We start from the raw sequence: 18885 nt of genomic DNA, 5'->3' as shown, positions 1-18885 counted from the left end.
CGCCTCCATGACGACGAGCTCGACACCCTGCTCCCGGCAGAGCGCAGCCAGCGCACCGATGCCGGCCGCATCGTTGCTGAAACGCTCAAAAACCCCGGACGGGCGGATAAACGCATCCAGCCAGTCCTTCGAAACATCCACTCCACATATAACTCTGTTCACGGTAACCTGCCTTGTGCGTGCGGTTGAAGCCAAGCGACTATTCGGTCGTACGTGACGATGACGAAGATCCCTTGCTCATCCACGGTTGTAACCGGAGGGGGAAACGGGCGACTTCGTCACGCCTCTGGCTGGGTGGCCACCCAGCCAGAGGCTCAATCGCTTCCATCGCACATAAAATCTAACATGCAGATACAAGGGGCCGCCGAGCGCTCGAATGGTCACATCCCAAAACACTATAACAGACATCCCGACACATGAAGGGCGGCCATTCGGTCGCCCTTTTCAATTGTGTGCGCAATGCCCAGCCTCGCCTCAATCTCGCCGCAATCGTTATAACATAACGGTAATGTTATTACATTATAGGATGCGCCATGCCCCCGAGCCCCGACCGCCCCTCCGTCAGCCTGCTGGGACAGTCGGCATTCTCGAGGGTGATCGGCATGGCGCTGGTCATTACGCTCCTTTGGCTGGCGATCCACTGGGCGGTTGTCTTGCCATGACGCTGATCCGTCTCGAGAATTTGACCGTCGCCTATAACAGGCACCCCGCCGTCCATCATGTCTCCGGCGCCTTCGCCTCAGGCAGCCTGACGGCGATTGCCGGGCCGAACGGGGCGGGCAAGTCGACGCTGCTGAAGGCGATCATGGGCGAGCTTCGCCCGGCCGAAGGCAGGATCGAGCATCGGCTGGGGCGGGCGGAATTCGGCTACCTCCCGCAGGCGGCCGAGATCGACCGGCGCTTTCCGATCTCGGTGATCGACACCGTCATGCTCGGCGCCTGGAAGAAGACCGGCGCCTTCGGCGGCATCGCGCCCGCCGAGGTGAAAAGGGCGGGGGAGGCGCTCTCGGCCGTTGGCCTCGAAGGCTTCGGCCGGCGGCATGTCGGCTCGCTCTCGGCCGGCCAGTTCCAGCGCGTGCTCTTTGCCCGGCTGCTGCTGCAGGATGCCGGCATCATTCTGCTCGACGAGCCGTTTACGGCGATCGATGCCCGCACGACCAGGGATCTCATCGATATCGTCAGCCGCTGGCATGGCGAGGGCCGCACGGTGATCGCCGTGCTGCACGATTTCGAGCTCGTCCGCGCCCATTTCCCGCAAACCCTGCTGCTCGCGCGCGAGCTGGTCGGCTGGGGTGCGACCGCAGACGTCATGTCCTCGGTCAATCTCCTCAAGGCCCGCGCCATGGCCGAGCGCTGGGATGAGGATGCCAATGCCTGCGCACCCGAAGAGGCGCCGGCGGCATGACGGCTTACGATCTCTTCCTCGCGCCCTTTGCCGATTACGGTTTCATGCGCCGGGCGCTCATCGCCTGCCTCTGCCTTGGGCTCGGCTCCGGCCCGATCGGCGTCTTCCTGATGCTGCGGCGCATGAGCCTGATGGGTGATGCGATGAGCCACGCCGTGCTGCCGGGGGCTGCCATCGGTTACCTCGTCGCCGGCTCGCTGTCACTGACGGCGATGGGGCTCGGCGGCCTGATTGCCGGCCTGTCGGTGGCGCTGCTTTCAGGCGCCGTCAGCCGGATGACCGTGCTGCAGGAGGATGCGAGCTTTGCCAGCTTCTATCTCGCCTCGCTGGCGCTCGGCGTGCTGATCGTCTCGCTGCGCGGCTCGAATATCGATCTCCTGCATGTGCTCTTCGGCACCATCCTGGCGATCGATGCTCCGGCCCTTTATCTGATCGGCGCGATCACTTCGCTGACCCTGGTCATCCTCGCCTTCATCTACCGGCCGCTGGTGGCCGAATGTTTCGATCCGGGATTCCTGCGCGCCGTCGGCGGGCGAGGACCGGTCTATCACCTGCTCTTCCTGCTGCTCGTGGTGCTGAACCTCGTCGCCAGCTTCCAGGCGCTCGGCACGCTGATGGCCGTCGGCCTGATGATGCTGCCGGCAGCCGTCGCCCAGCTCTGGTCGCGCAGTCTGCCCGTGATGATGGCGATATCGGCCGTCAGTGCGGCCGCATCCGGCTATCTCGGCCTGATCGCCTCCTATCATCTCGAGCTCGCCTCCGGCCCGACGATCATCATGACGGCGGCGATCTTCTACGGCTTTTCCATTCTTTTCGCGCCCTCCGGCTTGGCCCGGCGCGTCTTTCCCCGCCCGCATTTGAAGGGCTGATCTCAAGGAGACTTCGATGACACCGCACAGACTGCTTCTCTCCGCAGCAATCCCCGCTTTCATGGCGCTGTCGGCCATGCCCGCCTCCGCCGAGACACTGAAGGTTGTGGCCTCCTTCACCGTGCTTGCCGATGTCGTCAAACAGGTCGGCGGCGAACACGTCAAGGTGACGAGCCTCGTCGGGCCGAACGGCGACCCCCATGAATTCGAGCCGTCGCCGGCCGATGCGAAGAATTTGAAGGCGGCTGCAGTGACCTTCGTCAGCGGCGAGGGGCTGGAAGGCTGGATGGACCGGCTGATCACCGCCTCGGGCTATAAGGGCAAACCGGTCACCGTCTCCGCAGGCATCAACACCCGCACCATGGAAGAGGACGGCGCGGAAATCACCGATCCGCATGTCTGGAACAGCCCCGTCAACGTCAAAGTCTGGGTCGCCAATATCGAAAAGGCGTTGTCGTCGGCCGATCCCTCGGACGCCGCCGCCTTCAAGGTCAATGCCGAGAAGTACACCAGGACGCTGGATGAATTGAACGCCTATGCCCATGCGAAATTCGATAAGGTGGCGGACGATCGCCGCAAGGTGCTGACCAGCCATGATGCCTTCGGCTATTTCGGCCGCGAATATAATGTCAGCTTCCTGGCGCCGCTCGGTCTGTCCACCGAAAGCGAGGCCTCGGCCGCCGACGTCGCCAAGCTGATCGAACAGATCAACGGCGAGCGCGTGAAGGCCTATTTCTTCGAGAATTCCAACGATCCGCGCTTGGTCAAGCAGGTCGCCAAGGCAACCGGTGCCGAGCCCGGCGGCGAGCTCTATGTCGAATCCCTGTCCGACGCCAAGGGGCCGGCGCCGACCTATGAGAAGATGTTCAAATACAATGTCGATCAGCTCGCCGCCGCCATGGCGAAATCGAGCTGAGGATTAAGGGCTGCAGGTTATCCTGCGGCCCTTACAAATTGAGGTCGAAGACCAGGATGCCGGCAAGGCCTCCATCCGTCGACGAGACGATGCGCTCGCCCACCGTCACGTGCTCGGGATGAATGAGATAGGCGTCGCGCGCCTCGGCGCTTTCAAAGGTTACGGCAAACCCGTCGACGAAGCCGCCATGCAATCCTTCGGGCGAGACATTCGGCCCGTATTTAATATCCAATATGCCGGGAATGACCTGTTTCAGGGCGACGATCGCCGCAAACAGCGACTGCTTGTCTTCGCTCGTCATCGCGGTCTTCAACCGCAGGAATACGCAGTGCAGGATCATCAGTCGTCCTCCCGGTTTTCTTTGGCCGATTTTCTTTGGCCCGATTTTCTTTGGGTGGAGAATAGCGGCGAAAGCCGGGAGAGCAATGAGATTTATTTTCACGCAAACGTTGCGCCCAGAGCCGGCACCCCAACCAGATTACATCTGGTCGGTCGCGACCATCGGGCGCTTGTAGATCTTCCGGACGAGATCGCGGGACGAGGCGCGGGCCTGGTCTTTCTCAGCTGGCGTCATCGGCCGGCAGGTGTTCCTGAGATTGGAAGCGTCGAGCACTGTCGCAACGCCCGAATTGGCAATGACCAGATGCCAGCTGCAGGAAGCGACCTTGTCGATGGCGACGGCACCATGGCAACCGGTGGACAGGCAGAAGGCAACGGTCACCTGTGCACCGTGGTCGCCCTTATACGCCAGCTCGACGGCTTTCTTGATATCCGTGACCCATCGCTCGCATTGCGCCTGTTTTGCCCCCGGCTCGCAGCTTTTGGTCACCGGAGCGATATCGCCGGCCTGAAGCGACGATACGCAAAAAACACCCATCGAGAGGGCGAGCAGAAACTTGAGCATGGGATTTTCCTTGTACAAGCCATGAGTGGCGCACATCCCAGGCCGTTGGTCAATGGCCATCGATAGAGGGAAGGTGGCGCGCCTGACAAAGATTTACGCACCACCCCTGAAAACCCGATTTGTCTCAATCCGCCGCTATTCCAGGACGACCACTGCCTCGACCTCGAAGAGCATGGGATCGATGGCAAGCTTGGGAACGGGAATCAGCGTCTGCGCCGGCAGTGCTTCGCCGAACATGTCCTTGACGTTGCTGGTCAGCACCTCGAGCTTGGACATATCGTGATCGACCACGAAAACCGTCAGCTTGGCGACCTGATCCGGCCGTGCGCCGAGCGTATCGAGGGCGGTGCGCAAATTCGCATAAGCCTGCTTCACCTGGACGGCGAAATCGGGCGACAAGGCTCCCGCGCTATCCTGGCCGCCCTGTCCGGAGATATAGGCCAGCCGGCCTTGGCGGGGCACGATCACCGCCGTGCTGTAGCCATTCGGCGAGGGGTCGTAGAGGTTTTCTGGATTGACGATAATCAATTTGAGATCGTCATTGGCTCTCGTCGCAGTGGGAACGCTGATGGTCATGATGATGAATCCTCCGATAATGAAATGCTTGATCGCGGGTGACATGATTTTCTCTTGGCTTCTCAGGGCTGCGTGCGACGGATCCTCGTGGCCTGCAGGATGAATCTCTATCGCCTCTATGATACAACTCGTACAGCGTACGATTAGATTGCATCGTACGTCGTACGAGTCAATCGGTCAGGATCGACATTCCCAGCATTGTCGGCTTAGATCGACGTCTGATCGGTAAGGAAGACGAATGGCAGCAAAACGCAGCGGCGGTGAGAGCAAGGGGTCTGGCCGGAGAAGTGAGTCACCTCAGTCCGGGCAGGAGCCGCGCAGTGAGCCGCCTCTCTCGCTGGAACGGATCGTGGCGACTGCGGTGGAGCTGCTGGACGCCGAGGGCGTCGACGGACTGAAGATGCGCCGGCTGGCCGATCGCCTCGGCTCGGGCGCGATGAGCCTCTATTGGCACGTCGACAACAAGGAAAAGGTCTTCGATCTGGCGCTGGATTCGGTGCTCGAATATCGCGGACCGTCTGACATCGTCGAGTATCGAGACTGGCGCGGGGAAATCGTTCATATGCTCGAAGACTGGCGCGCCAGCATGCTGCGCCATCCTTGGTCGGCCTCGCTGCTACCGCGCCGGGCGCTCGGCCCGAACATCCTCAGCCGGCTGGAACTGCTGAGCAAGACCTTGTCCGGAGCCGGTGTCACTGATGCGGATTTGAACGTCGCGATCTGGTCGCTTTGGAACTATGTGATCGGCGCGACCATCACCCGGGCGAACTTCGATCTCTCGGACGAAGACAGGGCGGCCGCGCAGCAGCGCCTGACAGGTCTGAGCCAGCACTACCCGACGATCGAACGCTCTCGTCTGCTGCTGGACAATGATTGGGACGGCGCTTTCAGGAAGGGCCTCGACTTCCTGCTCGATGGTCTTGCTCCGCGCCAGTGAACATTCGTCATTCCTGGACGGGACGGTGCCGGATTCTGCGGGTGTGCCGTGGGTGATCCCGCTGCCGCGACACGGTTTCCCGGCTATTTCCGCAGGATTTTCTCCATCGCTTTCCCCTTCGCGAGTTCGTCGATCAATTTATCCAGGCAGCGGATTTCCCGCATCGTCTTTTCCTGGATGTCTTCCACGCGGACACCGCAGATCACGCCTGTAATCGACGATCGGGAGGGATTCATCTGAGGCGCTTGCGCAAAGAAATCCTCGAAGCTGGTCTTCGCAGCCAATTGATCGTCCAGGCTCTGCTGGCTATGCCCCGTCAGCCAACAGATGATGTCATCGACCTCCGTCTTCGTCCGCCCCTTCTTCTCTGCCTTGGCGACATAGTGGGGATAGACGCTCGCGACGCTGACTGAATAGATCCGATGCTTCGTCATCGAGTGCTCCTCAACATTCCAGATATTTTCCGGCTTGAGATAGCTGGTTTCAAGTCCTCAACAAGCGGTCGACAATGAGTAAGCTTCCGCGAGCGCGAAGTAGATCAGTGCAAAGGCGGCATCTCCACAGCGCCGCGCGTCTTCGACCGGATTGCACCAACAACGGACATCGGCTCGGCTTGGGTAAACGACCGCTACGGGACTGAAAGCCGTCGGTCGGCTTCCGGGCTCGGATTTTCGAAAGCAGACCCTGAGCCTGGCGGGCGCGTGATCTGACGCGAAGTGGACCTTCGGTCGCCCTCGCCCGAACGCGCGCGCCGGCGACCCCCTTCGTAAGTCCGAAATCCTTGGTTTCTGTCCCATCATTTCAGCTATAAGGTGGGAGACATCGCCAAAGGGGATTCAAGGCCAATGCCCCCAGAGAAGAAGGACCGTTCACCTGTTGCGCTGGAACAGCGCGACATAAGCGCCGACCAGCGCATGTTCTCACCTTCCGTTGCGCGAAATTCGGCGCCGATCGTCGCAGTCCTAAAACGTGTCCTTCCAACACGTGGAGCCGTGCTGGAGATTGGATGCGGGACCGGCGAGCACGCCGTGTGTTTTGCGGGAGCAATGCCCAACCTCACCTGGCAGCCGAGCGATCCGGATGCCGACGCCCGCACCAGTACGTCAAGCTGGATCAAATTCGCAGGGCTGAAGAATGTGCTGGCACCGCGGGATATTGATGTGTGCTCAGGACAATGGGGCGTCGAACAAACGGCGCATTTTGACGCCATCGTGTCGATCAATATGATCCATATCGCGCCGTGGGCGGCAAGCTTAGGATTGTTCGCAGGAGCTGGCCGTTTGCTTCACGCTGGTGGGCTTCTTCTTCTCTACGGCCCATTCATGCGCGACGGGGCACACAACGCCCCCTCGAACGCTGCTTTCGACGCGGCTCTAAAGGAGCGCAACCCATCCTGGGGGGTGCGTGATATCGCTGATCTTGAACAAGTGGGTGAGGCCGCTGGACTTAATCTCCGCGAGACGATCGAGATGCCTACCAACAATACGTTGCTGGTCTTCTCCAGCGGCAGTGCCTGAACGACAAGCGGGCGCCAAAGAGACGTGGGCCCATAGCAGCATTCGGGCCCTTTGCTGCCGTTCGAGGTCGATCCGAGGAACGTGCGGTATGTGCTAGAATGCGGCCGAAGGCGGAACGCGACAGACACGCTGCGAGGGGCGGTGTGATCGAACCGGAATTCGCGCGACCGAGTGCCAACGTTGTGCTCTTGAAAGGGGAGACGAGGACGATGCCGACACCACAGCAACCCAGTCTGATAGTTCGACAGAAATCCCCACAGAACATCGAGTTTCCGTTTGCGTCGCTCTCCGATTGGCTGATCCCAACCGAGCTGTTCTTCGTGCGAAACCATTTCCCGTCGCCGGACCTCGATGCGCGAGACTGGAGATTGCGCGTTGGCGGGGCGGTGGAGCGGCCGATCGAACTTGACCTCGACAGCATCAAGGCGATGCGGAGCACGACTTTCACCGCCGTCGTCGAGTGCGCAGGGAACGGGCGCGTCTACTATGAGCCGCCGAAGGAGGGGTTGCAGTGGCAAAACGGAGCCGTCGGCAATGCCGCGTGGACAGGTGTTTCTCTGCGCGAGATTTTAGAAATGGCGGGCGTTAAGCGAACCGCGCGTGAGGTTCTGCTCATAGGCGCAGACAGCGGCGTCGTCGACACGAACAAGAAAACGGCTTCTCCCGGCCCCATCGCTTTTGCGCGCAGTTTACCGCTTGAGAAGGCCATCGCTGACAGCACGATCCTTGCCTACTCGATGAACGAGGAGCCGTTGACGCGCGATCACGGCTACCCGCTACGCGCGGTCGTGGGCGGCTGGTTCGGCATGGCTTGGGTCAAGTGGATCACGCATATCACGGTTGTGGAACAACCCTTCCTTGGCTACTGGCAGGCGCGCGACTATTTCCGTTGGGAGCGCAGCCTCGGGGAACCCCGGCTGGTCCCCCTTGCGGAGATGGAGGTCAAAGCGCAGATCGCGCGTCCCGTACAGGGGGCGCATCTCATCGCCGGCCAACCGTACCGGATTTTCGGAGCCGCCTGGAGCGGAGAGGCTGCTATCCGGCAGGTGCAGGTCTGCACCGGAGATGGCAGGGGCTGGCGCGAGGGAAGGCTCCTTGAAACGGAACGTCCCTTTGCATGGCGCTTGTGGGAGTACATGTGGACCCCTGAAGAAGTGGGGCGATATATACTGCGATGTCGCGCGATCGATGGGGCGGGGTGCGTGCAGCCCGAGCTCCAGCGTTCCGACTGCGAGAGCTACGCGGCCAATTGGATCGTGCCGGTGGAGGTTACGGTCGTTCCCGAGCCACAGAAGTACGAGGAGGAATTCGTGATCTAATCACCCGCATGGGGCGGAATGGCGGCTTTTGGCGCAACTGCGACCCGCGTTGTCACTGCGTCATGTCCGCTTTGCAGCAACTGCGAAGGGTGGCTCGATGACCATTATGAGGGCGCATTGCCGCCCGGCAGCATTGGCTCGGTCGGTGGTGCCTCTGACCGCATTTCTGCTAAAGTTCGCAAGCAAATCGTCCGCGATGTCACCAACTGCCAAAGTGTGAAGGGCGCAACGGGCTGATGGGCCTCTCGCTCACCAGGCCTCTTGTCTTGAAGGAGGAGCGCTAGGATGGGCACCGACCTGGATACCGTGCGGTCCTATGATGCGGTCGCGGCGGAGTACGCTGCCGAGGCCGCGGCAATGCCCGAATGGGTCGCGACAGAGATCGATGCGTTCGTGACCGAGCTGGGCGGCTCGGGCAGGGTGCTGGAGATCGGAAGCGGTGGCGGGCGAGATGCACTTGAGCTTGAGGAGCGGGGAATGAGCGTCCGGCGCACCGACATTGCAAAGGGTTTCGTCGAACTGCTTCGCGAAAATGGCTTCGAAGCCGACCTGTTGGACCCGCTGACCGATGACTTGGCCGACCCGCAGCGTCCCGGCACGCCGTATGACGGGATCTGGGCCTGCGCCTGCCTGATTCATGTCGGGCGCGAGGATTTCGGCACGGTGCTTGGACGGCTTGCCGCGGCGACCCGGACCGGTGGGCGACTGCACGCCTCGGTGAGAGAGGGCGAAGGCGAGGATGTGTCCACACACGGCAGTTCTGCAGCGCCCCGGCGCTACGTCGAGACGTATTGGCGCGAGTCTGCCCTGCGGTCCGCACTCACAGACGCCGGCTGGATCGTCAGCGAGGTACGCCGGTACGTCGGAAGGCCCCATGATCGGTGGCTGAGCGTTCGGGCGAGCCGGGCCTGAGGCACACAGAACTTGCGGGAATGGCCGGTTGTGGCGCGACTATGAACTCCAGGTGGTCACCGTAATGTCAGCTTCCGGGCGAAGGCAAGATCCCCTCTGTGGCCGACAAGGGGGCGCAAAGTAGCCGCATCCTTCAACAACCAACAGATGTTCGCCGCGGGCCGAAGCCGGCCTTTTGTTGCGACCGAGGAAACCGACGAGACCAGCGGTTCCGCTCAGGCGCGTTTCGTCAGCGGAAACCGGTCCCGAAGCAGCCGCAGCACCGATTCCGAAGGGATCGGCGGGCCGAAAAGATAGCTCTGGCCGTAGTTGCAGCCCATCTTGGCAAGCTCGATCGCATCCTCGTTGGATTCGATCCCCTCCGCCACCACCTTCATGTCGAGTTCGCGTGCCATCGATATCACGGATCTCAGCACGATCGCCTTCTTGTCGCTGCTGTCGCGCACCAAAGTCTTGTCGAGCTTGATCGTGTCGAATGGAAAGCGGGTGAGATAGGCGAGCGACGAATATCCGGTGCCGAAATCGTCGAGCGCCAGGCCGATGCCGGCTTCCTTCAGTTTCTGCAGCACGAGCCTGGCCTGTTCCGGATTTTCCATCACCATGGATTCCGTCAGTTCGAGCTTGAGGCGCGAGGGCTGGCAATGCGTCTTGGCGAGAACCGAACGCACGTCGTCATAGAGCTCGTTGTTGAGCAGCTGCACGCTCGACAGGTTGATCGAGACGAAGATCGGCAATTCGCCGGTCTGGTGCTGCCAGCTCATCAGATCGTTGGTCGCCTGTTCCAGTGCAAACATGCCGAGCGGGCCGATAAGGTCGGAGGCCTCGGCAATCGGGATGAATTCCGATGGCGGGATATAGCCGCGTTTGGGATGTTCCCAGCGCATCAGCGCCTCGAAGCCGGCGACCTCGACATCCTCCAGCCTTGCGATCGGCTGGTAGACCATCGACAATTCCTTGCGCTCGATGGCGCGGCGCAGATCCGTTTCCAGCTGCAGCCGGTCGGTGCCGAAATCGCGGAAGGCGGGCTGGAACGGCTCGACGCGGTTGCCGCCGGCCCGTTTTGCCCGGTACATCGCAAGCTCGGCATCGCTGAGCAGGCCGGTGGCGCTCTCCTGCCGGTCCACCCAGGAGGCAAGCCCGACCGAGGCGGTCAGGATGATCTCGCGATTGGCGAAGTTGATCGGCACCATGATCGCCTTGCTGATCGCATCGGCAAAATCAGCGACCTTGGCCGGATTGTGCTCGGAAACCAAGATGAGGCCGAACTGGTCGCCGGCAAGCCGCGCCAGCGTGTCCTGCGGTTTCAACAGCCGGCGCAGCCGCCGCGTCAGCGCGATCAGGATGTTGTCGCCGGCGGCAACGCCCAGCGAATCATTGACCAGCTTGTAGCGGTCGATATCGATCACCATCACCGTCGGCCGTAACGTGTCGCCGCCCGGCGCCAGCGCCAGCACCGACTGCAGCCGGTCGAGGAAGACCTGCCGGTTCGGCAGGCCGGTCAGATTGTCGTGCAGCGCATCATGCAGCAGCCGCTCGACGGAATTCTTCTGCTCGGTGACGTCAACGATCGTGCCGACGCAGCGGATGATCTCGCCGTTCGAGCCGAGCACCGGTCGGGCGCGGATCAGCAGCCAGTGGAAATGCCCGTCCTCGGCGCGGATGCGGAACTCATGGTTCAGCCGCCCGCGGCGGTGTTCGAGCAGCACGTCGAGCGTGGCGCGGAAGCGGTCGCGGTCGTCGGGATGCAGCCGCGGCAGCCAGTTGCGCGCCGCGCCATGCATGGCGCCGGGCGACAGGCCGAGCTTGACGGACACGTCGGGAATGGTGACGACGCGGTCGCGCGCCACGTCCCAATCCCACACCATGTCGCCGGAGCCGGTCAGCGCCAGCGATTGCCGCTCGAGATCGGAAAACAGCCCCTGCTGGAAGGCGCCGCCGGCAAACGCATGCTGCATGACGGTGAAGCCGATCAACAGCACGATCAGCACGAGGCCGCCGCCGAGCGCCGGCTGGATGATGTCGTTGTCGAGCCGTCCGGTAACCGTCAGCCACGCCCCGAACAGCCAGACGAGCGTCAGCGCCCAGGCCGGCACCAGCAGAATGGCGCGGTCGTAGCGGTTGAAGCCGAGATAGATGATCAAGAGCAGTCCCGTCGCGGCCGTCAACGCGAAGGAAAGCCGGGCGATGCCGGCGGCGATCGACGGATCGTAGATCGCGACGCCAAAGAGCAGGGCAAGGCCGAGCACCCAGGCAAGCGTGGCGTAGCCGAGATGCGCATGCCAGCGGTTGAGGTTGAGATAGGTGAAGAGGAAGATGACGAAACTCGAGGCCAGCGCCACCTCGGCGCAGGCGCGCCATATTCGCTGATCGGCCGAGGCGACGCTGATCAGCTTGCCGAGAAAACCGAAGTCGACGCAGATATAACCGAGCACCGCCCAGGCAAGGGCTGCTGTCGCCGGCAGCATCGAGGTGCCCTTGACGACGAAGAGGATGGTCAGGAACACCGCGAGCAGGCCGGCAATGCCGAGCACGATGCCGCGATAGAGCGTGAAGGCGTTGATTGTGTCCTTGTAGGCGTTCGGTTCCCACAGATAGATCTGCGGCAGCTCCGGCGTCGACAGTTCGGCGACGAAGGTGATGACGGCGCCTGGGTTCAGCGTGATGCGGAAGACGTCGGCCTCGTCGCTTGGCTGCCGGTCGAGCGCAAAACCTTCGCTGGGCGTAATCGCGCTGATGCGCTGCGAGCCGAGATCCGGCCAGAACAGCTTGGAATTGACCAGACGAAAATGCGGCGCGACGATGACGCGCTCAAGCTGTTCTTCCGAAACGTTGGCAAGCGCAAACACTGCCCAGTCGCCCTGATGGTTCTCCGAGCTTGCCCGGACCTCGATGCGGCGGCGGATGCCGTCGGCGCCGGCCGCCGTCGAAACCTGGAAGGCCTCGCCCTGGTTGGCGTAGATCTCGGTCGTTGCTGTCAGATCGAGCGCGGTATCGTCACGGGAAATTTTTACCGGTTCGGCCGCCTGGGCAGTGCCCGCCGCGAAGGCGAAGGCCGCCAGGAAAAGGGCTGCGATCACCGCGATCACTCGTCCGGACGGTGACTTGGGCAGCATGCGGTCTCTTGTCATCGGCTGTCGGTTTTCCTGCCTTTATCCGTATCGGTGGCGAGACGTGAAAACATCACATGGTCATGCCACTGACCGTTGATCTTCAAATATCCGCGCAGATAGCCTTCCTGTTGAAACCCGGCTTTTTCAAGCAGACGGATGCTGCGCGCGTTATCTGGAATACAGGCTGCTTCGATACGGTGCAACTCAAGCCCGGTGAAGATGTAAGGAATAACCATTTGAAGAGCGGCGAACATATGCCCCTGGCCGGCATGACGTTCGCCCATCCAGTAGCCGATCATGCAGCTTTGTGCCGCACCTCTTCTGATGTAGCCGATGGTGACGCCGCCGACGAGCGTCATGTCGTCTTTGAGGAAAATGAACAGCGGCACCGCCTGGCCCGAGGCATATTCCTGCTTGCCGCGGACGACGCGGGCGCGGTATGCCCCCTCCGTCAGCTCGTCGCGCCGCCAGGTCGGCTCCCAGGGTTCCAGGAATTTGCGGCTGTCGGCGCGCAACCGGTGCCACTGGTTGAAATCCTGGTAGCGAGGCAGACGCAGGAGATATCTGTCGTTCTCCAGCTGCACCGCTTCCGGCTGCCGCTGCAGGAACCGAAAAACCGATTTTGGCATCGATCACTCCCGGCCGGACGGACGTCGGCTCAGCGGCTTGCCTGCAGCGTCTTCGACGCCGGGACCGAAAGCGAGGCAGTGATGTCTTCCATCGGGGCGAGCTGTTCCAGTGGACCGATCGCCGAAAGCGTCGGCACCGTATCATAGAACAGCCGGCCGGCGAGGTCGGTCAGCCGCTCGATAGTGATGCCTTCCAGCCGCTCCATCATCTCCGGATTGGAGATCGGCCGGCCGTAAAGCATCATCTGCCTGGCGATCTGGCCGGCGCGGGCAGCCGGGCTTTCCGCACCCATCAACAGCTGGGCGCGGATCTGGGCGCGGGCACGCTCGATTTCCTTCTGGTGGATCGCATCGGCCGATTTGTGCAGCTCATCGATGATGACGGGCACCAGCTCCGGCAGGTTTTCGCCGCCGGTCGCGGCATGAATGCCGAAGATGCCGGTGTCGGAAAAGCCCCAGTGGAAGGCATAGACCGAATAACAGAGGCCGCGGAACTCGCGCACCTCCTGGAACAGCCTGGAGGACATGCCGCCGCCAAGGATATTGGCGAGGATCTGCGAGCAGTAGAAATCGCGGGCGTGATAGGGCTTGCCTTCGAATCCGAGCAGGATTTGCGCGTCCATCAGGTCGCGCGGTTCGCGCACGCTGCCGCCGATATAACGCGCCGGCTCCATGACCGGCGGGGCGGAAGGGGTCGTCGGCAGGCTGGCGAAGCGATCCTCGACCATGCGCAGGAATTCTTCATGTTCGACGGCGCCGGTGGCGACCACGAACATGCGGTCGGTCGTGTAGTTGCGGCCGAGATAGCCACGGATCTGCTGCGGCGTGAAGGAGACGACGGTCTCCGGCGTGCCGAGGATCGCCCGCCCGAGCGTCTGGTCGCGATAGGCGGCCTCGGAGAACCGGTCGAACACCACATCGTCGGGCGTGTCGTTGGCGGCGTTGATCTCCTGCAGGATCACCTGCTTCTCGCGCTCCAGTTCCTCTTCCTCGAAGGCCGATTCCGTCAGGATGTCGGCGAGGATATCGACGGCGAGCGGCACGTAGTCCTTGAGCACGCGGGCGTAATAGGAGGTCGTCTCGGTCGAGGTCGCGGCATTGACTTCGCCGCCGACATCTTCGATCTCCTCGGCAATCTGGCGGGCCGTGCGGCGCGCCGTGCCCTTGAAGGCCATGTGTTCGAGCAGGTGAGCGATGCCGTGCTCGTTGTCCGTCTCGTTACGCGATCCCGATTTGATCCAGACTCCGAGCGCAACGCTTTCAAGATGCGGCATGGTCTCTGTGACTACTGTCAGCCCGGATTTCAGCCGGGTGCACTCAACTGTCATTGGCTATCTTTCTGCGCCTGCTGTCGTCTCGCCGCGGGCATGCTGGCCGATAAAAGTCTCAACGGCTTTCAGCTCCGGTTTGATGATCTGGAAACGCTCCTCCCTGTGCATCAGATCAGCAAGCCACGTCGGAAGCGCCGGGTCAATACCGCAGGCGGATTTTACGGCGGCGGGGAATTTCGCCGGATGCGCGGTCGAAAGCGTCACCATCGGCGTATTCGGCTTTTCTTTCTTGGCAGCGACGAAGACGCCGATCGCCGAATGCGGATCCAGCAGATAACCGGTCTCGGCATGGGTCTTGCGGATCGTCTCGGCAACCTGCTTCTCGCTGGCGCGCCCGGCGCGGAAGTCGCGGCGGATCGCCTTCAGCGCTTGCGCGCCGATCTCGAAGCCGTTGGATTGCTTGAGGCTTTCCATTGCCGCGCGCACCTTCGAGGCGTCGCGGTCATAGGCTTCGAACAGCAGCCGTTCGAAGTTCGAGGAGATCTGGATGTCCATCGACGGCGAACTCGTCGCCTTGACCGCTTTCATGTCGTAACGACCGGTCTTCAGCATCCGCGCCAGGATGTCGTTTTCATTGGTGGCGATCACCAGCCGGTCGATCGGCAGGCCCATGCGCTTGGCGCAGTAGCCGGCGAATATATCGCCGAAATTGCCTGTGGGCACCGTGAACGAGATCTTCCGGTCCGGGCCGCCGAGCGCCACCGCCGCCGTGAAATAATAGACGATCTGGGCCATGATGCGCGCCCAGTTGATCGAGTTGACGCCGGAAAGCCGAACCCTGTCGCGGAAGGCTACGTCGTTGAACATCGCCTTCACGAGGTTCTGGCAATCGTCGAAATTACCCTCGACGGCAAGCGCATGCACATTCGGTGACGACGAGGTCGTCATCTGCCGCTGCTGCACCGGTGAGACCTTGCCGTGCGGGAAGAGGATGAAGATGTCGGTGCGCTCGCGGCCGGCGAAGGCGTCGATCGCCGCCCCGCCGGTGTCGCCCGAGGTGGCGCCGACGATCGTTGCGCGCTCGCCGCGCTTCTCGAGCGCATAGTCCATCAGCCGGGCGAGCAATTGCATCGCCACGTCCTTGAAGGCGAGCGTCGTGCCGTGGAACAGCTCCATGACGAAGCTGTTCGGCCCGGTCTGGACGAGCGGCGCGATCGCCGGGTGGCGGAAGGTGCCGTAGGCCTCGTCGATCATCGCCCGGAAGGTGTCGTCGGGGATCTCGCCATTGGTGAAGGGCGACAGGATGGTGAAGGCGATTTCCTGATAGGTCTTGCCGCGCAGCGCGCGGATCTCCTTCTTCGAAAAGCTCGGCCATTTGCGCGGAACGTAGAGCCCGCCGTCGCGCGCCAGCCCGGTCAGCAGGGCGTCGCAAAAGCCGAGGGAAGGGGCCTCGCCGCGGGTCGAGATATAGTCCACGTTCGTCATCCTTGATCTATCGCTGAAGGAAATCCGGCCGGGCGCAGCCGTGGCCCGGTCCGCTGGAAATCGAAAAGAGGCCGCCCTGCAGGCATGGCATCGCGGATATGCTGTTGAGGTTGCCCGCATCCGGCGGCGAAAAGTGCATCAAAACGGCGCTTACCCAATCGATTTTTGTTTACGCCGCTGATATAGACCATCGCAAACCGTCATGAAAGGCCCCGCGAAAAAGACATGGGGCCTCCAAGAAACGCTTGCACAAGGGATGGAATATGGTGCTCGGCAAGGTCTCGCGTCTCATCGTCTCCGCATCTTTTCTTGCCTTGCTCACTGGTTGCAACTCGCTCGGTATAGGCGGCGACAGCAAGTCGTCGGCGCCGGCGACGCAGTCGAACGGCACCGCCCAGATCATGCCGCTGGCGCCCGCCAACCCGTCTTCGAACAATCCCTCGATCGGCACGGCGACGACGGCGCAGGGCACGGTCGCTCCCGTCGTCCAGGGCGCCTGCCCACAGATCTTCATGCGTGACCAGGATGCAATCTTCCGCACCTATGCCAAGGGCAAGAAGGACGATCCGCAGCAGATCGTCTTCCAGGCTTCCTTCGGCGATTACACCCGCCAGTGCACGCTCAACGACACGAACCTGACGATGACGGTCGTTGCCCAGCTGCGCCTCATCACCGGCCCGGCCGGCACGCCGGGCCCCGTGACGCTGCCGATCCGCATCTCCGTCGTCGACGGCGAGACCGTGCTCTATTCCGAGGTCACCAAATTCCCGACCGAGATCCCGCCGGGCGCGCCTGGCACGCAGGTGGTCTTCCGCAAGGACGGCATCAAGATGCCGGTCGGCTCCGGCGCCCTGGTGCGCGTCAACGTCGGCTTCGACACCCAGCCGGCAAAGACCAAGAAGAGCAGCTAGAGCAATTCCAGGAAAAGTGCGCAGCGGTTTTCCGTCCGGAATTGCGTGAAAAGGAAAGCCAATCTCAGGAAAGGCGGGAAGCGGTTTTCGGACGATGTCCTATTCTAGGGCTCGATCCGCTCCGGGGGATCGGTGAACGGATTGAGCAGCCGCGTACCGCGGCCCTCGAAATCTTTGATGTTACGCGTGACAAGCACGAGGCGGTGAACGCGCGCAGTCGCTGCAAGCGCCAAGTCCCAGCGGTCCTTGTTCTTGGCTCCGAGCAGGCGCGTCCATTCTTCCACAACTGGGGCGTCCACCGGCAAAATCCGATCTGCAAACGCTTTCTCCAGGTTGGCAATTCCTCGAATGATAGCAGCGGCGCGTTCCGGGTCGCGCCGTTTGAGCATTTCAGCACCTCGGCGCTTCTCGAATAGCGTCGCTACGCTGAGGCGCAGTTCCGCGTCATCGACGCCGGCGATCCACTTGCGGACGTTGGCGTTCCCTCGCGGGCTGAACTCACGCAAGACATTCTCGTCCAGCAAGTAGCCGGTCACGGAATTATTCGCGGGCCTGCAACATCGGCTGCTCCGTCGACTTCATCGAAGGCCCCAAGTTCGGCGAGGTCGGCGAGCGATCGCTTGAGACTGCGGGATGGATAGGGTCGCCCCCGCTTCGGATATGCTTTCGCGTATTCGATGGCGGCCTCGACCTGCTCGCGGCTGAGAGAAGGAAAATCCTCGACGATCTCCGCGACTGTCTGTCCGCGGGCAAGTGCTGCCACCATATGGACCGGAACGCGCGTAGCCTTTATCAGCGGTTCTCCACGCTCTACGTCTACCCACTCTCGCAAAGCTTCCAGGCGCTGAAGCCGAGTTTCGAGATCTGCATCTATCTTCCCCAGGTCGAGCTCGATTTCCCCGAGACTGACACGATGAGCGTCGAAAGAGAGTTGACGGATCGCATCGTATAGTCTGCGACGGCCGGCAGGAGTTAGGTCCTTATCGAGGCCGTCGGCGACGAGCAAAAAACGCATTTCTGCGGGGCCCAAAAGCCGCTGAACAGCGCTACCGACCTTGCGCTGGCGCGCGCGGATAACACCTGTATCGACAGCCTTGTTGAGAGCGGTCGCGGACCGGTTCAGGACGTAACCGGCCTCAGTCAAAGTGAGAGCGTGGGTAGCAGGCATAAGCGTTCCCTTGCTAATTGATCTCCAATATAGGGATGATTTAAGCGCCTAGCAAGGAAAGATCCAACGACAGCTTCATTGCCGTCCTCAATTCCGCGCCGATTGGCGCAGAGGTGCGAAACCCATTTCTCAGCTTCGATTTATTCAGGTTCTAGAACACCGATGTCAGCGGGGCTTGAAGCTGCCGCTGTCCCGATCAGAATCGTCGGCATAGTCACAGATCGCGGCCTCAGAACCTAAGGCGCCTCAGAGAACGCCTTCCCAGGCCGCCAGTGCGGCAACGACGCCTGGCAGGTCGTTCATGCGGGAGATTGCCGTTTCGGCGCCGGCATCCGTCAATTTGTCGGCATGGGCGGGATAGCTGTGCGAGGCGCCGGTAAAGCCGATGACGCGCATGCCGGCGGCACGCGCCGCATGCACGCCGTGGACGGAATCCTCGACCACGACGACCTTGTCGGGCGAAACGCCCATCTGGCTTGCGCCATGCAGGAAGATGTCGGGCTTCGGCTTGACGCGGTCGGGGCCAAGATCCTTGGCGGAGAAAATATTCGGCGCAAACAGCGGCTTGAGGCCCACCTTGGTGAGCATCATGTCGAGCCGCTTGGTGCTCGAATTCGAGCAGATGCAGCGCTTCATTGCCAGCCTGGAGACGGCGAATTCGATGCCCGGAATGGCTTGGACGTCCTGCGCCAATCTGAGGTCGAGCAGATGCTCCGACTTGTCGAGCAGGGAGGCCGAAAACGGGATGCTTGCCTCGCGCTCGATCTGCAGCAGGATGTTGCGCCACGTCATGCCGGCGAAGCGCTCGCCCATTTCCTCGGCGCTGATCGGATATCCGGCCTCTGTCAGAAGTCCGGATTCGACCTCAGCCGCGATGATTTCCGAATCGACGAGAACGCCGTCGCAATCGAAGATGATGAGGTCGAAGCCGTCCATAATGTTCACGCCTTGCTGAA

The 18885-nt window shown here is 61.9% G+C and carries 20 protein-coding genes and 1 pseudogene; 9 read left to right on the top strand and 12 right to left on the bottom strand.

Annotated elements, in window-relative coordinates:
• Window positions 1-162: pseudogene (locus ACIPSK_RS31710) on the bottom strand (IS110 family transposase); the annotation flags it as partial.
• Window positions 163-533: 371 nt separating this feature from the next.
• On the opposite strand from ACIPSK_RS31710, the gene ACIPSK_RS31705 reads away from it, so the two are divergent.
• Genes ACIPSK_RS31705 through ACIPSK_RS31690 form a run of 4 tightly spaced genes read left to right on the top strand, consistent with a single transcriptional unit; the run spans window position 534 to window position 3190 of the window.
• Window positions 534-662 (top strand): hypothetical protein, encoded by a 129-nt coding sequence (locus ACIPSK_RS31705; protein WP_261321861.1) that lies wholly within the window; start codon window positions 534-536, stop codon window positions 660-662.
• The gene (locus ACIPSK_RS31700) at window positions 659-1405 is read left to right on the top strand and encodes a metal ABC transporter ATP-binding protein (RefSeq protein ID WP_162119384.1); all 747 of its coding nucleotides are present in this window, start codon (window positions 659-661) and stop codon (window positions 1403-1405) included. The genes ACIPSK_RS31705 and ACIPSK_RS31700 overlap by 4 nt, the downstream gene beginning before the upstream one ends.
• On the top strand, window positions 1402-2274 hold the full coding sequence (locus ACIPSK_RS31695) for a metal ABC transporter permease (protein WP_162119385.1): 873 nt from the start codon (window positions 1402-1404) through the stop codon (window positions 2272-2274). Before ACIPSK_RS31700 ends, ACIPSK_RS31695 begins: the two co-directional genes overlap by 4 nt.
• A gap of 16 nt (window positions 2275-2290) precedes the next feature.
• A complete protein-coding gene (locus ACIPSK_RS31690; RefSeq protein WP_162119386.1) occupies window positions 2291-3190 on the top strand; it encodes a metal ABC transporter solute-binding protein, Zn/Mn family in 900 nt (299 codons plus the stop codon).
• A gap of 31 nt (window positions 3191-3221) precedes the next feature.
• Here ACIPSK_RS31690 and ACIPSK_RS31685 read toward each other — a convergent pair whose 3' ends face one another.
• From ACIPSK_RS31685 to ACIPSK_RS31675, 3 genes are all read right to left on the bottom strand, one after another.
• Window positions 3222-3530 carry a Dabb family protein gene (locus ACIPSK_RS31685; protein ID WP_017963135.1) on the bottom strand — a complete coding sequence of 103 codons (309 nt, stop codon included), beginning with the start codon at window positions 3528-3530 and terminating at the stop codon, window positions 3222-3224.
• A gap of 138 nt (window positions 3531-3668) precedes the next feature.
• On the bottom strand, window positions 3669-4094 hold the full coding sequence (locus tag ACIPSK_RS31680) for a hypothetical protein (protein WP_162119387.1): 426 nt from the start codon (window positions 4092-4094) through the stop codon (window positions 3669-3671).
• Window positions 4095-4229: 135 nt separating this feature from the next.
• Window positions 4230-4715 carry a RidA family protein gene (locus tag ACIPSK_RS31675; protein ID WP_162119388.1) on the bottom strand — a complete coding sequence of 162 codons (486 nt, stop codon included), beginning with the start codon at window positions 4713-4715 and terminating at the stop codon, window positions 4230-4232.
• A 193-nt stretch (window positions 4716-4908) separates the two neighbouring features.
• Between ACIPSK_RS31675 and ACIPSK_RS31670 the strand changes: the two genes are divergently transcribed.
• Window positions 4909-5607, top strand: coding sequence for a TetR/AcrR family transcriptional regulator (locus ACIPSK_RS31670; RefSeq protein WP_162119389.1), 699 nt, complete (start codon window positions 4909-4911; stop codon window positions 5605-5607).
• 83 nt (window positions 5608-5690) lie between these two features.
• On the opposite strand, the gene ACIPSK_RS31665 is transcribed toward ACIPSK_RS31670, so the two are convergent.
• A complete protein-coding gene (locus ACIPSK_RS31665) occupies window positions 5691-6041 on the bottom strand; it encodes a DUF2200 domain-containing protein (RefSeq protein ID WP_162119390.1) in 351 nt (116 codons plus the stop codon).
• A 411-nt stretch (window positions 6042-6452) separates the two neighbouring features.
• On the opposite strand from ACIPSK_RS31665, the gene ACIPSK_RS31660 reads away from it, so the two are divergent.
• From ACIPSK_RS31660 to ACIPSK_RS31650, 3 genes are all read left to right on the top strand, one after another.
• Window positions 6453-7124, top strand: a complete 672-nt coding sequence (locus tag ACIPSK_RS31660) for a DUF938 domain-containing protein (protein ID WP_162119391.1) — start codon at window positions 6453-6455, stop codon at window positions 7122-7124.
• 209 nt (window positions 7125-7333) lie between these two features.
• Window positions 7334-8443 carry a sulfite oxidase gene (locus ACIPSK_RS31655; protein ID WP_281410339.1) on the top strand — a complete coding sequence of 370 codons (1110 nt, stop codon included), beginning with the start codon at window positions 7334-7336 and terminating at the stop codon, window positions 8441-8443.
• Between the two features lie 285 nt (window positions 8444-8728).
• A complete protein-coding gene (locus tag ACIPSK_RS31650) occupies window positions 8729-9355 on the top strand; it encodes a class I SAM-dependent methyltransferase (protein WP_162119393.1) in 627 nt (208 codons plus the stop codon).
• 215 nt (window positions 9356-9570) lie between these two features.
• Here ACIPSK_RS31650 and ACIPSK_RS31645 read toward each other — a convergent pair whose 3' ends face one another.
• Genes ACIPSK_RS31645 through thrC form a run of 4 tightly spaced genes read right to left on the bottom strand, consistent with a single transcriptional unit; the run spans window position 9571 to window position 15850 of the window.
• Entirely contained in the window at window positions 9571-12483 is a 2913-nt protein-coding gene (locus ACIPSK_RS31645; protein ID WP_162119394.1) for a sensor domain-containing phosphodiesterase, read from the bottom strand.
• Complete coding sequence (locus ACIPSK_RS31640) at window positions 12480-13094, bottom strand: GNAT family N-acetyltransferase (RefSeq protein ID WP_017963151.1); 615 nt, start codon at window positions 13092-13094, stop codon at window positions 12480-12482. The genes ACIPSK_RS31645 and ACIPSK_RS31640 overlap by 4 nt, the downstream gene beginning before the upstream one ends.
• 29 nt (window positions 13095-13123) lie before the next feature.
• Window positions 13124-14422, bottom strand: a complete 1299-nt coding sequence (locus tag ACIPSK_RS31635) for a M16 family metallopeptidase (protein WP_017963152.1) — start codon at window positions 14420-14422, stop codon at window positions 13124-13126.
• Window positions 14423-14425: 3 nt separating this feature from the next.
• On the bottom strand, window positions 14426-15850 hold the full coding sequence (gene thrC / locus ACIPSK_RS31630; protein WP_162119395.1) for a threonine synthase: 1425 nt from the start codon (window positions 15848-15850) through the stop codon (window positions 14426-14428).
• A 263-nt stretch (window positions 15851-16113) separates the two neighbouring features.
• Here thrC and ACIPSK_RS31625 point away from each other — a divergent pair, with 263 nt between their 5' ends.
• The gene (locus tag ACIPSK_RS31625) at window positions 16114-16761 is read left to right on the top strand and encodes a hypothetical protein (protein WP_026154030.1); all 648 of its coding nucleotides are present in this window, start codon (window positions 16114-16116) and stop codon (window positions 16759-16761) included.
• A gap of 104 nt (window positions 16762-16865) precedes the next feature.
• On the opposite strand, the gene ACIPSK_RS31620 is transcribed toward ACIPSK_RS31625, so the two are convergent.
• From ACIPSK_RS31620 to ACIPSK_RS31610, 3 genes are all read right to left on the bottom strand, one after another.
• Window positions 16866-17297: a type II toxin-antitoxin system VapC family toxin gene (locus ACIPSK_RS31620; RefSeq protein ID WP_017963156.1), complete on the bottom strand. Its 432-nt coding sequence runs from the start codon at window positions 17295-17297 to the stop codon at window positions 16866-16868.
• On the bottom strand, window positions 17294-17929 hold the full coding sequence (locus tag ACIPSK_RS31615) for a DUF433 domain-containing protein (RefSeq protein ID WP_162119398.1): 636 nt from the start codon (window positions 17927-17929) through the stop codon (window positions 17294-17296). Before ACIPSK_RS31615 ends, ACIPSK_RS31620 begins: the two co-directional genes overlap by 4 nt.
• Before the next feature lie 246 nt (window positions 17930-18175).
• Window positions 18176-18865 (bottom strand): HAD family hydrolase, encoded by a 690-nt coding sequence (locus ACIPSK_RS31610; protein WP_017963159.1) that lies wholly within the window; start codon window positions 18863-18865, stop codon window positions 18176-18178.
• Window positions 18866-18885: the final 20 nt, after the last annotated feature.

The sequence above is a fragment of the Rhizobium sp. LARHSG275 genome, from assembly GCF_052871115.1.
Note: the sequence above shows the minus strand (reverse complement) of the source record. Positions and strands in the feature narration are given on the sequence as shown.

Coding starts and splice junctions, on each gene's coding strand:
- ACIPSK_RS31695 (WP_162119385.1), top strand. CDS start 1,402: ATGACGGCTTACGATCTCTTCCTCGCGCCCTTTGCCGATTACGGTTTC.
- thrC (WP_162119395.1), bottom strand. CDS start 15,850: ATGACGAACGTGGACTATATCTCGACCCGCGGCGAGGCCCCTTCCCTC.
- ACIPSK_RS31680 (WP_162119387.1), bottom strand. CDS start 4,094: ATGCTCAAGTTTCTGCTCGCCCTCTCGATGGGTGTTTTTTGCGTATCG.
- ACIPSK_RS31640 (WP_017963151.1), bottom strand. CDS start 13,094: ATGCCAAAATCGGTTTTTCGGTTCCTGCAGCGGCAGCCGGAAGCGGTG.
- ACIPSK_RS31615 (WP_162119398.1), bottom strand. CDS start 17,929: ATGCCTGCTACCCACGCTCTCACTTTGACTGAGGCCGGTTACGTCCTG.
- ACIPSK_RS31635 (WP_017963152.1), bottom strand. CDS start 14,422: ATGACAGTTGAGTGCACCCGGCTGAAATCCGGGCTGACAGTAGTCACA.
- ACIPSK_RS31700 (WP_162119384.1), top strand. CDS start 659: ATGACGCTGATCCGTCTCGAGAATTTGACCGTCGCCTATAACAGGCAC.
- ACIPSK_RS31675 (WP_162119388.1), bottom strand. CDS start 4,715: ATGTCACCCGCGATCAAGCATTTCATTATCGGAGGATTCATCATCATG.
- ACIPSK_RS31685 (WP_017963135.1), bottom strand. CDS start 3,530: ATGATCCTGCACTGCGTATTCCTGCGGTTGAAGACCGCGATGACGAGC.
- ACIPSK_RS31650 (WP_162119393.1), top strand. CDS start 8,729: ATGGGCACCGACCTGGATACCGTGCGGTCCTATGATGCGGTCGCGGCG.
- ACIPSK_RS31665 (WP_162119390.1), bottom strand. CDS start 6,041: ATGACGAAGCATCGGATCTATTCAGTCAGCGTCGCGAGCGTCTATCCC.
- ACIPSK_RS31655 (WP_281410339.1), top strand. CDS start 7,334: ATGCCGACACCACAGCAACCCAGTCTGATAGTTCGACAGAAATCCCCA.
- ACIPSK_RS31705 (WP_261321861.1), top strand. CDS start 534: ATGCCCCCGAGCCCCGACCGCCCCTCCGTCAGCCTGCTGGGACAGTCG.
- ACIPSK_RS31625 (WP_026154030.1), top strand. CDS start 16,114: ATGGTGCTCGGCAAGGTCTCGCGTCTCATCGTCTCCGCATCTTTTCTT.
- ACIPSK_RS31670 (WP_162119389.1), top strand. CDS start 4,909: ATGGCAGCAAAACGCAGCGGCGGTGAGAGCAAGGGGTCTGGCCGGAGA.
- ACIPSK_RS31690 (WP_162119386.1), top strand. CDS start 2,291: ATGACACCGCACAGACTGCTTCTCTCCGCAGCAATCCCCGCTTTCATG.
- ACIPSK_RS31645 (WP_162119394.1), bottom strand. CDS start 12,483: ATGACAAGAGACCGCATGCTGCCCAAGTCACCGTCCGGACGAGTGATC.
- ACIPSK_RS31610 (WP_017963159.1), bottom strand. CDS start 18,865: ATGGACGGCTTCGACCTCATCATCTTCGATTGCGACGGCGTTCTCGTC.
- ACIPSK_RS31660 (WP_162119391.1), top strand. CDS start 6,453: ATGCCCCCAGAGAAGAAGGACCGTTCACCTGTTGCGCTGGAACAGCGC.